General features: G+C 42.8%; 11 protein-coding genes. 6 read left to right on the top strand and 5 right to left on the bottom strand.

The genetic code is table 11. From position 1 onward, the window contains the following. Positions 1-19: 19 nt before the first annotated feature. The 3 genes from B2727_RS01775 to kynU are packed head-to-tail and all read right to left on the bottom strand — an operon-like array spanning position 20 to position 3,480. Positions 20-775: an alpha/beta hydrolase gene (locus tag B2727_RS01775; protein ID WP_033132689.1), complete on the bottom strand. Its 756-nt coding sequence runs from the start codon at positions 773-775 to the stop codon at positions 20-22. A 7-nt stretch (positions 776-782) separates the two neighbouring features. Then, positions 783-2,189: an amino acid permease gene (locus B2727_RS01770; protein WP_033132688.1), complete on the bottom strand. Its 1,407-nt coding sequence runs from the start codon at positions 2,187-2,189 to the stop codon at positions 783-785. A 40-nt stretch (positions 2,190-2,229) separates the two neighbouring features. After that, positions 2,230-3,480 carry a kynureninase gene (gene kynU, locus B2727_RS01765; protein ID WP_033132687.1) on the bottom strand — a complete coding sequence of 417 codons (1,251 nt, stop codon included), beginning with the start codon at positions 3,478-3,480 and terminating at the stop codon, positions 2,230-2,232. Positions 3,481-3,627: 147 nt separating this feature from the next. On the opposite strand from kynU, the gene gigD reads away from it, so the two are divergent. After that, the gene (gigD, locus tag B2727_RS01760; protein ID WP_033132686.1) at positions 3,628-4,080 is read left to right on the top strand and encodes an Lrp/AsnC family transcriptional regulator GigD; all 453 of its coding nucleotides are present in this window, start codon (positions 3,628-3,630) and stop codon (positions 4,078-4,080) included. A gap of 273 nt (positions 4,081-4,353) precedes the next feature. Further along, positions 4,354-6,075, top strand: a complete 1,722-nt coding sequence (locus B2727_RS01755; RefSeq protein WP_033132685.1) for a GGDEF domain-containing protein — start codon at positions 4,354-4,356, stop codon at positions 6,073-6,075. Positions 6,076-6,194: 119 nt separating this feature from the next. On the opposite strand, the gene uvrA is transcribed toward B2727_RS01755, so the two are convergent. After that, positions 6,195-9,026 (bottom strand): excinuclease ABC subunit UvrA, encoded by a 2,832-nt coding sequence (uvrA, locus tag B2727_RS01750; protein WP_033132684.1) that lies wholly within the window; start codon positions 9,024-9,026, stop codon positions 6,195-6,197. Between the two features lie 244 nt (positions 9,027-9,270). Here uvrA and B2727_RS01745 point away from each other — a divergent pair, with 244 nt between their 5' ends. The 3 genes from B2727_RS01745 to B2727_RS01735 all read left to right on the top strand — a co-directional run bounded on the left by B2727_RS01745 (position 9,271) and on the right by B2727_RS01735 (position 11,280). Beyond that, positions 9,271-9,873: a TetR/AcrR family transcriptional regulator gene (locus tag B2727_RS01745; RefSeq protein WP_033132683.1), complete on the top strand. Its 603-nt coding sequence runs from the start codon at positions 9,271-9,273 to the stop codon at positions 9,871-9,873. 3 nt (positions 9,874-9,876) lie between these two features. After that, positions 9,877-10,860: a zinc-binding dehydrogenase gene (locus B2727_RS01740; protein ID WP_033132682.1), complete on the top strand. Its 984-nt coding sequence runs from the start codon at positions 9,877-9,879 to the stop codon at positions 10,858-10,860. Positions 10,861-10,926: 66 nt separating this feature from the next. Beyond that, positions 10,927-11,280, top strand: coding sequence for a DUF1304 domain-containing protein (locus B2727_RS01735; RefSeq protein ID WP_004803688.1), 354 nt, complete (start codon positions 10,927-10,929; stop codon positions 11,278-11,280). A 152-nt stretch (positions 11,281-11,432) separates the two neighbouring features. On the opposite strand, the gene tenA is transcribed toward B2727_RS01735, so the two are convergent. Next, positions 11,433-12,107 carry a thiaminase II gene (gene tenA, locus B2727_RS01730; protein WP_005201544.1) on the bottom strand — a complete coding sequence of 225 codons (675 nt, stop codon included), beginning with the start codon at positions 12,105-12,107 and terminating at the stop codon, positions 11,433-11,435. A gap of 169 nt (positions 12,108-12,276) precedes the next feature. On the opposite strand from tenA, the gene B2727_RS01725 reads away from it, so the two are divergent. Continuing rightward, positions 12,277-13,359 carry a DUF475 domain-containing protein gene (locus B2727_RS01725; RefSeq protein WP_004657231.1) on the top strand — a complete coding sequence of 361 codons (1,083 nt, stop codon included), beginning with the start codon at positions 12,277-12,279 and terminating at the stop codon, positions 13,357-13,359. Positions 13,360-13,394: the final 35 nt, after the last annotated feature.

The following is a 13,394-nucleotide window of genomic DNA, read 5'->3' as shown; positions in this document are numbered from 1 at the left end:
AATACGTCCATGTATAGATTTAAGTGTGAGTGGTTAATCTCCGATGAAAATATTCATCTAAGATGTTGTAATGATGTGTGTTATCCAGTAACTGGAAGGAGACAAAGTCTGGGTCGATGGCTTTCCTTCGATGAAAATACGACTGACTTTGCCCGATCAACTCATCGAGCTCTTCAGCACCACAGAAGATGGCATAGGGCTTTTGAACAGCGGCTTCGATCAGGAGGGGACTATATTGTCGAATTTCCTGTTCCGAGAGATTCAATGCTGTATTTAAATGGGTCTGTTGAATGGGCGTGAGATCATAAATACCACTCAATAAAACGGCTTCACTCACAGCAGGATGGGTGAGCATTAATGCAGATAAATGAGCTCCTGCAGAATGCCCAACCAGCATGATGTCTTGAGTGTTCCATGCTTGTTGTTGGATAAAATCAAGCGCTTGTTGGATTTGCTTGACGATTTCGCCCATGCTGCGTTGCGGGGCCAAGTCATATTCAAGCAAGACACACTGCATATTGTTGGCAACAACATCCGTGGCGATAAAGGCAAAATCGGATTTATTGCACCATTGCCAATAGCCACCATGCACAAACACGATGGTTTTGCGTGCCTGAGCTAAAGGAAAGAGATCTAAGCAGGATCGAGCCGTTTTGGCATAGGCAATATCCTGAATACAGGAGTGTTGCTGATAGCTCAACCGACTACGTTGTTGAAACTCCATCAGAATAGCCTGCTCATTTGCAACCGTTCGAGAATTATCATAAAGCTTCATGGCGTGTTTACTCGGAAGCTTCGGTGTTTGTGCTTAAATCGAGCTTTGCCGAGCTGCGTTTTAGCATATAAAAAACGATTAACAGCACAATAAAAGGAATGCCAAACTGTAGCGTAGATTTAAATTCGGCAGTAAACCAGGTGGTGAGGGTAATGCTCAGAATACTGAATAAACCAAACAGTGAAATGAACTGACTTGCTGGAATTTTGTATTTTAATCCAATGCCATTTTTCGCAATATGCCGTCTAAAACAGATATGGGTCACAAAGATGCTGGCCCAAGTAAACAATGCGCCGAACATGGATAAGGCAATCATGATGGGGAAAGCCGATTCAGGATTGATGGTATACACCACGCTGGCAACAGCAATCCCCATGGCGGATAAAAACAGCGCATTGATGGGCACGCCATTGGGACGGATTTTACCGAAGATTTGAGGTGCATCGCCTGCCCGTGACAAGCTAAATAGCATTCGGGTTGAAATATACAGCATGCTATTCATGGCAGAGAGGGCGGCAACAATCACGATGAAATTGAGAATGCTATCTGCATATGGAATCCCGACAATTTTCATCACAGTCACAAAGGGGCTGCTGGCATCTTTGCCAATCAGTTCTGTCCATGGAACCAGTGCCACGATTAAAGACAGGGACAGTAAATAGAATAAAATTAGACGCAGTGCGGTACTTTTAAAGGCGTATTTAACCGCTTTTTCTGGGTTCGATGCTTCACCTGCAGCGACGGCAATCATTTCAATACTTAAATAGCTAAAAATTGAAATAATCACCCCAATCCAGACGCCACTGAATCCATTGGGAAAGAAGCCGCCGTGTCCAGTCAGATTACTCACAACATGGTGACTTTGCTGCGTGTTTTGAGTCAGAATACCGATTGCCAACAGAATAAACACGATAATGGCAAAAATTTTAATGGTGGAGAACCAGTATTCCACCAGTCCAAATGCCTTGACGCTATAAGCATTCACTGCAAGCAATGTACCTGAAAAAAACACGATCCAGATCCATGCGGGCAGATCGGGAAACCACATTTTCATATAGTCTGCGACGGCGGTGATCTCAGTACCAACCGCCAGTACGATACAGGCCCAATAACTGTAGCGCACCAAGAAACCCGCCAAGGGACTGATATAATGTTCAGCATAGGCCCCAAATGAGCCTGAAGTTGGGTGTTGCACTGTCATTTCGGCGAGACATGCCATCAGTGCAAAGGCAATTAGCCCGCCAATGGCATAACTCAAAATGACAGCAGGGCCAGCAAAGCTAATCGCAAATTTGCTCCCCATAAACAGCCCCGTTCCAATCGCACCACCAATTGCAATCATTGCCATCTGCTTGGCGGATAATTTTTTATGTAGTCCTGCTTCACGTGCTTGAATCTTATCAAAATTATTCATTGGCCTCTCCTAGCCATCAGCTCAATCCGAAAGTGACGACTTAGGTCACTTCACCCCGTACCAGGTAGCTTTCATTGTTCCATTCTTGATGCTGCATGATGGCTTTGAGATGTTGCACCGCATGCCAAATATCTTCAAATCCCAGATAGAGTGGGGTAATACCAAAGCGTAAGACTTCAGGTTCACGATAGTCTCCGATCACACCACGGGCGATCAGTGCCTGAATAATTTCATAGCCATGCGGGTGTTGATAGCTGACATGGCTGCCGCGATATTGATGCGCTTTCGGGGTGATCAGCTCAAAACCATACTCGGCACATTCCTGATCAACCAACGCAATAAATAGGTCGGTTAATTTAAGCGATTTCTCACGAATTTTCTGTATGTTGGCTTGCAGGAAAATATCTACCCCACATTCGATCAGACTCATGGAAATAATCGGCTGAGTACCACACAGATAACGGCGGATATTGTTGGCTGGCTGATAATGCTGAGCCATGGCGAAGGGCTTTTGATGTCCCCACCAGCCAGAAAGTGGTTGCCAGAACTGATCCCGATGTTTGGGATTGACCCAGAGCAGCGCAGGCGAGCCAGGACCACCGTTGAGATATTTATAGGTACAGCCAATGGCAAAATCACTGTCCGTTTGATTGAGATCCATCGGTACAGCGCCAACAGAGTGGCATAAATCCCAGATGATTAAGGCATTACTGGCATGGATTTGCTGATTAATCGCGGTCATATCATAGAAATAACCAGTGCGATAATTGACATGAGACAGCACCACAACAGCGACATCAGTCGTTAAAATTTCGCTTAAACCTGCGGGGCCCTCAATCAATTCGACCTGATAGCCTTGATTGATCAAGTCAATGAAGCCTTCGATAATATAGATATCGGTGGGGAAAGCGTCTTTTTCCGCGACAATGATTTTACGATGTGGATACTTCTCGGCCTGAATTTTGACTGCAGCGGATAACACTTTAAATAAATTTAAGGTGGTCGAATCAGAAATCACGGTTTCGCCAGCATTGGCCCCGATCAGTTGTCCGACTTTATCGCCTAAACGGGTCGGTAAGCCCCACCAATCTGCTTTATTCCAACTGTTAATGAGATCTTCACCCCATTCTTGTTGAATAATATGTTGCGCATAATTTAAAGATTGCTTCGGTCTTGCACCTAAAGAGTTACCATCTAGATAAATGACATTGTTAGGCAAGGCAAATTCATTTTTAAATGTGCCGAGCTCGTCTTGTTTATCCCAATAAAGGCATTGTTCTTGTGTCACCATATTGAATTACATCCCTATATTTATTGAATTCCACTGTTAAATTTTATCACTGCAATTTTTGTTTTTTATCCGATAAAACCAGTAGATAAAGTTGAAAACTAGGATATGATTTCAATAATATTTAAATTATTAGAATAATTTCCGAATATGAATATTGATGCGATTGATCTTAAAATTCTAAATTTCTTGCAGAACGATGCACGCCTGAGTAATCAGGAATTGGCCGATCTGGTGAATCTTTCACCCTCAGCCTGTCATCGACGGGTCAAGCTTTTGGAAAGAAATGGCATTATTGAGAAGTACCAAGCTAGGCTCAATTATGAAAAACTAGGCATTAAAATTGAGGCCATAGTTGAAATAAAATTGATTCAACTCACTGAAACTGATCATAATTTTTTCTTAAAGCAGATTGAGGACTTTGAAGAAGTCGTGAATGCCTATGTGATTACAGGCGAATCGAATTATGTGCTGCATGTGGCGACCAAAGACCTGAATGCGTTTTCACAATTCATTATTAATAAATTGAATAAGATTAAAGGCATTATGAGTATTAATTCTAAGATCATTTTAGATAAGGTCATTCAGAAAAAACTGCTTTGATTTCCGATTTTCTATTGAACCTTGGTCTAGATTTAAAAATATTTATTTTAATGATATAAAATACTTAGATTAATTTAATTAAATAAAAATCATTCTCATAATCAATTTTGAAAAGTAATTGCGGGACTGAAATAACGATTGAATAAAGTCAGTCGCGATTAATGTAACCAAAAACCTCGGTTTAAGCGTGGTAGTGGGTTTTATAATTCAGGTAAAATTAAGTTCTGTTTAAAAATCAATTGAGATCGTTTTTGAAAAGTACAAGGTGTATGAATGGGGCGTGAATTAAAAAGCTCGAAATTACGTTCTGAGCAGATTAGTCGTCGTCTCTTTTTCTGCATGATAGTCATTATCTTTTCGATTTTTTATCTCTCCATCCCTTTAATTATTAATAGTTATCAAGAATATATAAAATCAGAACAAACACTCAATGAAATTACCTGCCTTCGTACATTAGTTAAAACAGCCAATAAAATTTCCAGAGAACGGGCACCTTCCAATAAAGTGATGTCGAGCGAACCGAATGTGTTATTGGAAAACCAAAAAGAATTATTCGAGTATCGCAAGATTGTTGATGCAGAAATTGATAACAGCATTGAAGTCTTAAAACAAAACGGGTTTAGGCTGATTGCTTATGAACTGGAAACTGATTTAAAAGTTAAATTGGCTGCAGCACGCGCCATTGTTGATGCCTATGCCAGCACGCCACATGCTGAGCGAACATCGAAGCAATATGATCATGCGATTTTATCCATGTTTAGTGTCTGGGATGAAAGCCGTGAGTTCTTAACGTGGTTATTGGTTCGTTCCAATAGCAAAAACAGCAAGATGTCGAATTATTTCACCTCAATTTTGGTACTCACCGATATGCGTGATCAGGCTGGTAGAGTTGCATCTAATGTTATGGCACCGGTGACATTTGGGGAAAAAATTTCGGATGAAAATCGAGCACGCTCATTACAGACACAACATCAAGCGATCTATCTGTGGGAATTAATTGATACGATCCAGCCTGAACAGTCGAAGACGCTTGAATATGTAGACTTATATCGTCGTGTTAAAACGGAGTTTTTAGATAAAGGATTACCGATTATTGCGCGCTTATTGGATGAAAGTAAAAATAATAAAGCCTACTTTCTGTCTGGGACACAATTGACAGAGCGAATGGTGGGGAAATTTACGCCAGTCATGGACTTGCAAAACTATATTCTGGATTACAGCATCCAGGTTGCAGTGAATGAAAATAAATTCGCAAAGCGGCAGTTTATTTTTACTTTAATTATTTCGAGTCTGTCTTTATTGATTGCAATTTTCACCATGATTTATGCCAAGCGCAAGGTGTTTAGTCCACTGATCCATGCCCGTGATATGATTTTGCGCTTATCAGGAACTTCAGATGAACTTCCTTCAGGTAAAAATAATAAGGAAGAGTTTTTCTCGTTGTTTGAAGCGATTGATAAACTCAAAGTCATGTTGACGCAGCGTGATCAAATGGAACTACAACTTAAAAAAATTGCGAATTCAGATGTATTAACGGGTGTCGCAAACCGTTTGGCTTTAGATGAATATATTCAGCTTCTTGAATCCAAGCCTGAGGCTTTGTCTCAGACTTGTGTGATTGCGATTGATATTGATAATTTTAAGTTTGTAAATGATCAGTATGGGCATATTGTCGGTGATCAGGTGATTAGCATGATTGCTGATCAGCTCAAGCATAATGTTCGTGCATCTGACTTAATTGTGCGTTATGGCGGTGATGAGTTCTTGGTGGTGATCGAGAATATTCAGATGACCGCTGCCAAAGTGGTGGCAGAGAGTATTCGTTCGGCTATTTTAAAGGAAAGGATTGTGATCCCGAATGTAGCTGAGTCGATTCATGTATCAGTCAGTATTGGTGTTGCGATTGGGGCCAAGAGTTGGTTAGAGTTATTAGAAAAAGCCGATCAATCATTGCTCAAAGCGAAGGCAAAAGGGAAGAATATTGTAGAGACTTAACGCTTGTGCGGAAGGTGTGATGCTTATTTTGCTTTAGGTATCTTGAAATATTGAATCAAAAACAGGATTAAGTTGGTGTACTTAATCCTGTTAGAAAACGCTAAACCTTTAAAGAAGGATCATTTCAACAAAGGTTTTAAGAACTTCGCTGTATGTGAAATTTTAGATTTCACCACTTGCTCAGGGGTTCCTTCGGCAATGATTTGACCACCACCCGAACCGCCTTCAGGACCGAGATCAATCACCCAATCGGCTGTTTTGATCACATCCAGATTATGCTCAATCACTACGATGGTATTGCCCTTATTGCGCAGCTCATACAAAATGTCGAGTAACTTGGCAATATCATGGAAATGCAGACCTGTGGTTGGTTCATCCAAGATATATAAGGTTCGACCTGTATCACGTTTTGCCAACTCACGTGCCAACTTCACCCGTTGCGCTTCACCACCTGAAAGGGTTGTCGCTGCTTGTCCTAAACGGATATAGCCAAGCCCGACTTGGGTCAAAGTATCTAAACGACGATGAATCACAGGAATAGCACTAAAGAACTCAGCGGCATCTTCAACCGTCATTTCCAAGACATCAGAAATATTTTTGCCTTTATAACCGACTTCTAAGGTTTCACGGTTATAACGCTTGCCATGACAAGCATCACATGGCACATACATATCAGGCAAGAAGTGCATCGCGACCTTGATCATGCCATCGCCTTCACAGGCTTCACAACGTCCACCTTTCACGTTAAACGAGAAACGGCCTGCACTATAACCACGCGCTTTGGCTTCAGGTGTTTGTGCAAATAATTCACGAATCGGCGTGAATAAACCCGTATAAGTTGCAGGGTTTGAACGTGGGGTACGGCCAATAGGACTTTGGTCAATATCAACCACTTTATCCAAATGCTGTAAGCCATCAATTGAATCAAATTTTTCCGCAGTCAGCGTGGTTGCACCATTCAGTTGAGTCGCAGCCAAAGGTAATAAGGTACGGTTAATCAGCGTTGATTTACCTGAACCTGAAACCCCTGTGACACAGGTCATGATGCCCAATGGGATAGTCAAATCCACATTCTGTAAGTTATGTCCGCTTGCGCCAGACAACTTGATGACTTCGTCTGGACGTGGCGATTGAGTACGCTGTTTTGGCACTTCAATCTTCAATTTACCTGACAGATATTGACCTGTGAGTGAGTCAGGATGATTGGCCAACTCATCATAAGTACCTTCAGCAATCACCGCACCGCCATGAATACCCGCACCTGGTCCGATATCAATAATATGGTCAGCGGCACGGATGGCATCTTCATCATGCTCAACCACAAGCACGGTATTGCCCAGATCGCGTAGGCGAATCAGGGTTTGTAATAGGCGATCATTATCACGTTGATGTAGACCGATTGATGGTTCATCCAGCACATACATCACGCCCATCAAGCCTGCACCGATTTGTGACGCCAGACGGATACGTTGTGCTTCACCACCTGAAAGGGTTTCAGCCGAACGTGCCAAGCTGAGATAGTTCAGACCAACACTGACCAAGAAGTGTAAACGCTCACGAATTTCTTTAAAGATTTTATCGGCGATTTCGCCTTTAGCCCCTTCAAGATTTAGGTCTTGATAATAATTTTCCGCATCACCAATCGACATTTTAGTGATTTGGGCAATGGTCTTGTCTTTGACACGCACATGGCGAGAAATTTCATTCAGACGTGACCCACCACAAGCATCACATGCTGCATTCGACAGATATTGCGCCAGATCATCACGCACATAATTCGATTCAGTTTCGCGGTAGCGACGTTCTAAATGCGGCAAAATCCCTTCAAAGGCTTGCACACGGCTGTGTTTACGACCACGTTCATCGATATAGCTCAGATCGATTTTCTCTTTGCCTGAGCCTTGTAAGAATTTTTTCTGAGTGTCTTTATCTAATGTGTTCCACGGTTGATCGAGGTCAATATTGAAATGATCCGCGACTTTTTGCAGCATAGTGTAGTAATAAGGACGTTGTCGATCCCAACCACGAATTGCACCTTGGCTGATTGAAACTTCAGGATTTGGAATTAGTTTATCTGAACTGAAATGGCTACGCGTTCCTAAACCATCGCAGACAGGGCAGGCACCGAATGGGTTGTTGAATGAGAACAGACGTGGTTCAAGTTCAGCCACGGCACGATCGCACTCAGGGCAAGAATGTTTTGCTGAGAAGACACGTTCAGGATGCTCGCCGTTCATCCACGATAAAACCGCAATATCACCACCTAGACGTAATGCGGTCTCAAATGATTCTGCAATACGATTACCTAGATCATCACGTACTTTAAAACGATCCACCACCACTTCAATAGTGTGTTTCTTCTTTTTGTCCAGTTCAGGTGGGGTATCAATATCAATGATTTCACCATCGACACGGGCACGCACAAAACCCTGACCTTGTAGCTGTTCAAACAACTGGGTGTATTCACCCTTACGCTCACGCACCACAGGAGCGAGCAACATCAGGGCGGTGCCTTCTTCAAGGCTTTTTACTGCATCAACCATTTCTGAAATGGTTTGTGCCACCATCGGCAGATCATGTTCAGGGCAGTAAGGTGTACCGACACGGGCATAGAGCAAACGCAAATAGTCGTAAATTTCAGTAATGGTACCGACGGTTGAGCGTGGGTTGTGGCTGGTTGACTTTTGCTCAATCGCAATCGCCGGGGAGAGACCTTCAATCGAATCGACTTCTGGTTTTTCCATTTGTGACAGGAATTGACGCGCATAGGCCGAAAGTGATTCGACATAACGACGTTGACCTTCGGCATACAAGGTATCAAAAGCCAATGATGATTTACCAGAGCCAGAAAGTCCCGTAATCACCACAAACTTGTCACGTGGAATATCGAGTGACACATTTTTTAAATTATGGGTACGTGCGCCTCGAATACGGATATGACTTTGACTCATAAATACATCTCAATAAGCTGAATATGAAAACGTGTATATGATAGCGATTTAAAATCGTTCAAGTGGTATAAAAATAATTAAAACGACAAATTGTGACGGTTAATGAACTGGTTCACATTTATCTCACGCTAAGCGCCTAGTATTTTTAGCATTCAATGCCTCAGATTACCATGTAAAAATTGATCACTTATTAAAATACATAATTTACTAGACGACTGGTCTAATATTGATTTATAGTGTGACGATGAAACGATCAAATAAAAGTGAAGCCACTCGACAACATATTTTGGATACCAGCTTTGAATTGGTATTACGTAAAGGTTTTGTTGGTGTTGGCTTGCAAGAGATTCTCAAAGCCTGTGATGTCCCGAAAGGGTCGTTCTACCATTATTTTGCTTCTAAAGAGGCATTTGGTTGTGCCTTACTGGAACAATACATGGCGGATTATAAAATCCGTGTCGAGCAGCTTTGGCAGCAGACCGAACAAAATGCGTATGCGCGTTTGATGGCGTTATGGCATGCGTGGATTGATGACCCTGTTCATGGTAGTTGGGCAGAGAATTGTTTGATTGTGAAATTGGCCGCAGAGGTTTCAGATTTATCTGAAGACATGCGCCAAATTCTCAACCTCGGTGTGCATCGATTAACACAACGTGTGGCGTTGTTATTACAAGAAGGGCAACAACAAGGCTCGATTCCTACCCATCTTGACCCACTCAAAACGGCCCAAGTGATGTATCAACTGTGGCTGGGTGCCGCCTTGATGACCAAGTTGGCTCAAGACAAAGCACCACTACATTTAGCTTTAGAAACCACTCAACAACTGCTCCAGCCGATTAAGGAATAAAACATGCAAAGTATTATCCATCACAGTTTTGGTGAACCCGTTGATGTGTTGCAGTTGGGTGATATGCCTCAGCCTGAGCCGAAAGCAGGTGAAGTTCGTATTAAAACCATCATGTCTCCTATGCATAATCATGATGTTTGGACCGTACGTGGTAGCTATGGTTATAAGCCAACCTTGCCTGCGATTGGTGGTAGCGAAGCGGTGGGTATTGTCGATGCAGTGGGTGAAGGTGTTGATGCAAGTAAATTAGGGCAGCGCGTTGCTGTTGCAGGGGTACATGGCAGTTGGGCAGAATACTTTATCGCGCCAGCAGCAAGTATCATCCCTTTAAATGATGCGATTGATGATCAGACCGCAGCACAGCTAATTGGGATGCCGATCAGTGCTTTGATGTTGCTCGATTTTGTTAATGTACAAGCAGGTCAATGGCTGATTCAAAATACGGCTAATGGTGCGGTAGGGAAAACGGTTGCCATGATTGCTCAAGCACGTGGACTACAAGTGATTAATTTGGTTCGTCGTACTGATGCGATTGCGGAAATGCAGGCCTTGGGGATTCAGCATGTGGTTGCGACGGATCAGCCAGATTGGAAACAACAGGTAAAAGCGATTCATGCGGATCAGCCATTAATTGCTGGGGTGGATTCAATTGGCGGCAGTGCCAGCGGGGAAATGTTGAATTTACTCAGTGAAAATAGCCTATTGGTTTCGTTTGGTAGTATGACTGGTGAGACTATGCAGATCTCATCGGGTGATCTGATTTTTAAACAAGCCACGGTTAAGGGTTTCTGGGCCAGTGTGGCCAATAAAGAAATGCCAGCAGAGCGTAAAAAGGCTTTGTTTGTGGAACTACTGACACTTGCAACTCAGAAAAAACTGATTTTACCTGTTGAAGGGGTTTTTGGTTTCGATCAGATCGAAGCGGCGGCATTGAAAGCAACTCAAGGCGCGCGTCAAGGTAAAGTGTTGTTAACACCATCACTGTAAAACATATGAGGTCAGTCTAGGGATTGGCCTCATTAAATTCGAACACAATAAAAAGGAAAAAATCGCATGTTGGGACAAGTACTGATCGGGTTAATTGCAGTATTGCATGTTTATATTTTGGTGCTGGAAATGTTTTTATGGGACAAGCCTTATGGTTTAAAGGCCTTTGGCAATAGTCTGGAAAAAGCACAACTGACCAAAGTGTTGGCACAAAATCAGGGGTTGTATAATGGTTTTCTGGCGGCTGGGTTATTCTGGTCATTACTAGCACCTGCAACATATGCCATTGCGATTGCCAATTTCTTTTTGGGCTGTGTCTTGATTGCTGGGATCTACGGTGGGCTCACCGCGAGTAAAAAGATTATTTATATTCAGGCTGTACCTGCATTGATTGCTTTAATCGTGGTGAATGTTTTTTAACCCAGCAATAAAAGTAGGCATTTAAACTGATTTATGCTTTAATGCACTCAGTTTGAGATGAGCCTCATACAGTATATCGGACGATACGATATACGACTAAGCCCCTTAATTGGGGCTTTTTTATGTCTATAGAAAATACAGAGAGAAGCTGTTTAAGCTTGATCTAACCCTAACCATTGACGTTGTTGATAGGCGCTGTCCCAGAACAACCACTCCAGTTTTGCACCCATGCTATAGGCTGCATGCATTTTGGCTAAGGTATCTTCATCACAACGGGCTGCCACTTTATCAACCGTCGCAATCACATTACGTACCGCGGTATTAAATTCCTCTCCTGCATAGGTATCGATCCATGCTTGGTAAGGATTGTTGGCAACCGATTGGCTGACGATATCTTTACCCACTTCGGCATAAATCCAGAAACATGGCAGTAAGGCCGCCAAAATCACAGGATAGCTTTCTGACCATGCGGTTGCCGTTAAGAATGAGGTGTAATGATGGCAGGCCAAAGTCAGCGGTGTGCTTTCAAACTCAGTTTTGCTGATCTCGAATTCCTGCATAAAGTCGCTGTGCAAGCTGCGTTCTACAATAATGGCGATTTTTGCTGCTTCAGAAAATTGAATCACATCATCAGCTTCATAAGCTTTTGCGGCAGCAACCGCTAAGGCACGACCATAGGCCAATAAGTAATGCGCATCTTGAATCACATAATGACAAAAAGCTGAACGATCGAGTGTGCCTGCTGCAAGCTCTTGATTAAATGGAAGCGCTAATATTTTTTGATATAAATCTTGATTACGTTGCCAAACTTCTTGAGAAAACGTCATGGATTTGAACCTGTTTAAAACACGAAAATAAATCTGTTCGTACTATAGCAGAGTCTGGTCTGGATGGTTTTTTGCTAAAACAAGTCCAACAATCTTTTCTCTTTTTGGGTCAAAACTCGCCTACAATAAGCACATTTTTATCACTCTACATTTGGATAAAAGGCTGCTCATGAAGCATTTCCGTTTCTCAATATTTTTTACGATTGTGTGTTTAGCACTTTCGGCCTACTGGGGCTATACGCATGGCCCTGAAGCGGGTGTTGCCACCATGCTAAAAGCACTGACTATTACTGCCATTCTAGCGGTGATGGAAGTGTCTCTTTCCTTCGATAATGCGGTGGTGAATGCCTCAGTACTGCGTGGTTGGGATCATTTCTGGAAAATGATCTTCTTGACCGTGGGTATTCTGATTGCCGTATTTGGGATGCGTTTAATCTTCCCTGTGGTGATTGTCGCGGTAACCGCTGATATGGGCATGGTTGAAGTCGCCAAAATGGCCCTGAATGATCCGAAGACTTATTCAGAACGCTTAATGGCCCATCATGCTGAAATTTCAGCCTTTGGGGGTACCTTCTTGTTGATGGTGTTCCTCAACTTCTTCTTTGACGATGGTAAAGAAACCCATTGGTTTAAATGGTTGGAAGCGAAATTAGCCCATTTGGCTAACGTGCCTGCCATGTCGGTGTTCTTGGCTTTGATTGCGATGATCATCATGGCGGCGAATGTCGATGAGTCTGCTCGTTTGGCTGTGACCATGGCAGGAATCTGGGGCATCGTGGTGTATATTGGAGTGCAAGTCTTGAGTCATTTATTGGGTGGTGAGCCTGAGATTGATGAAAATGGCAATGCCATTGGCCATGACTCAAGTGGTGCAGCTTCTGGTGTGGTAAAAGCCGGTTTTGGTGGTTTCCTCTATCTTGAAGTGCTAGATGCATCCTTCAGTTTTGATGGTGTGATCGGTGCATTTGCGATTACAAGTGATGTGGTGATCATCATGCTGGGTCTAGCAATTGGCGCGATTTTTGTCCGTTCAATGACCATTTATCTGGTGGAAAAAGGCACTTTGGATGCGTATATCTACTTAGAGCATGGTGCGCATTATGCGATTGGTGCACTGGCATTCATTATGATTGCCAGCGGTACAGGCTTACATGTACCTGAAGTGGTCACGGGTTTGATTGGCGTGGCCTTTATTGTGTGGGCGGTGTTGGCCTCGATTCAATATAGCAAGCGAGAACAACAAGCCTCTTAAGCTTTTTTTCAGCTTGATCAGCTAGTGTAAATAAA

The sequence above is a fragment of the Acinetobacter sp. UBA991 genome, from assembly GCF_002292065.1.
Taxonomy (GTDB): Bacteria; Pseudomonadota; Gammaproteobacteria; order Pseudomonadales; family Moraxellaceae; genus Acinetobacter; species Acinetobacter higginsii.
This window is presented reverse-complemented; position numbering and strand designations above follow the sequence as displayed.